General features: G+C 32.6%; 1 protein-coding gene. It reads right to left on the bottom strand.

Annotated features, from left to right (window positions below; genetic code table 11):
- The coding region (locus QZU83_RS10640) for a non-ribosomal peptide synthetase (RefSeq protein ID WP_295611957.1) at positions 1–2,387 on the bottom strand (2,387 nt) is incomplete at both ends.

Raw genomic sequence — 2,387 nt, 5'->3', positions numbered from 1 at the left:
TAAAGCATTTTGACTTACAACATTATCTTTACAGAATTTCTTGACAACCTTAGAATCAATGCTGTCTGAAACGTTTTTAATTTTACCTTCATCAGGATTCCCGTTTAAGTTTGGAGTCAATACTGTTGATTCAACCTCATCAACCATCTTATCCTGGAAGAATTTTTTAGATTGATTATATTTTTCACCATCCACCAGTTTTTCTTCAATAAGAGAGTAAACATAACCATCAACAGTTTCTCTTTCAATATCCTCACCATTATAGACACTTACAATCTCATTAAAGAACATATTTTGAGATACCCCGTCTGTAATGATATGGTGGAAATCAGAAAACAGAACAACACCATCATTTGTATCATAGATTTTAAATCTGAATAATTGACTATTGTTTAATGTGAAAGCCCGTACGTCATTTTTCATCAGTTCCCCATCAGAAATACTGTCAACTTTAACAATATCAATCTCATCCATTAGGATATTATCATCACGTTTCTGCTTTAATGAACCATCATCGGAAACAACTATCCTCACTTTAAGATAAGGATGTGACTCAACAGTCTTAATTACAGATTCCTTAAGTTTATTTGCATCAACACTATTGTCAAATTTCACAACTGTAGGCATAGTATATTTAATCTCACCAGGACTTTGCATACACTCATAATAAACACCCAACTGATTTTCAGTCAATGGATAATACTCAATATCCTTTGCAGCATCAATTAAACCATCAATATCAAATTTAAATCCATCACCCATGATCATTTCATCAGATATTGATTTAATAGTTGGATTATTGAACAATACAGAAATATTAATATTAACATCCATTTCATTATAAATTAAGGAGTTTAATTTCATTAATGTCAGTGAAGTGAAACCTAAAGCATATAAATCATCAGTAGTACCGAATTCATCATTATTGATGAAATCAGATATTATTTCAAAGAGTTTTTCCTCAGTTTCATTTACAGGTTTAACATTTTCCAATTTCAAAACAGGCTCAGGCAATTGCTTGAAATCAATCTTACCATTCGGAGTATACGGCATCTCATCAATTTGCATGAACACAGTAGGAACCATATATTTTGTCAATTTATCTTTCAAGAAATCCTTCAATTCTGCAGAATCAATTTCACCATCTGCTGTGAAATAGGCGCATAAATGCTCATTGTTGTTGATTTCTTTGACAACGACAATGCTCTGTTTTATTCCAAGATATTTACTTATGTTAGATTCTATTTCACCAATCTCAATCCTCAATCCCCTAAGTTTGATTTGATCATCCAATCTTCCTTTAATAACAATTTCACCATCAGGCAACTCAACTGCTAAATCTCCACTTTTGTAGTACGGAATACCATTAATTTCACAGAAGACTTCATTGGTTTTATCCTCCATGCCATAGTATCCGCCAGCTACTCCATAACCTCCTATGTAAAGCTCACCCATTACACCTTTAGGCAATACCTTACCATCAATATCCCTTATTTCAGTAATGTAGTTGTATAAAGCTTTTCCAACATTTATATTATCTGTATTGGTAATTCTAGTTGTGTTGGAAGTTATTGTGATTTCTGTTGGTCCATACATATTATAAATTTCAGCATCATAATTTTCTAAAATGCTCCTTACCAGTTCTTTAGGAAGCATTTCCCCACCAACACCAATATGTTTGATAGAAGCGAATTCATTTTTGAAATTTTTATTTTCTAGATATTGCATGGCTCTTGAAGGAGTTGTAATTGCAATCGCATCAGGATTTTCCCTATGCATCAATTGGGCCAATTCATCAATATTTTTAACCTCACTGTCATTAGCCAAAATGATAGTTAAACCAAATGTCAAACTCATAAAGTCAAGCAAAAATGCATCAAATGAAACAGTACTCAACGCAATAACCCTATCCATTCGAGAATACAAATCATTTAAAAGATTGCCTTCCTGCTTTGAGAAAAGATTTGTAATATTCATATGACTAATCATAATACCCTTCGGCTTACCTGTAGAACCGGAAGTATAAATCATATATGCAATATCACTGGAATCAATAATAACATCAGGATTATCAACATTTTCACATTTAAGCAAATCATTAATATCCAATGTAGCATCACCGATATTATCAGTAATTATATAATCAGCATGACAGTTTTCATAAATGTAGTCAATCCTATCCTGAGGATATTCGGGATCAATAGGAACAAAAGCGCAACCAGCCTTTAAAACACCCAAAATAGCAGAAATAAGATTACTATCCCTTCCAAGCATTATAAGAACATTGCTTCTAGGTTTAACACCCAAGCCAATTAAAGAATTGGCCACTCTATTTGCATCCTCGTTAAGTTCAGCATATGTTAATGTCCTATCACTTGCAACCAATG

It is taken from the genome of uncultured Methanobrevibacter sp., from assembly GCF_902771435.1.
Lineage (GTDB): Archaea > Methanobacteriota > Methanobacteria > Methanobacteriales > Methanobacteriaceae > Methanocatella.
Note: the sequence above shows the minus strand (reverse complement) of the source record. Positions and strands in the feature narration are given on the sequence as shown.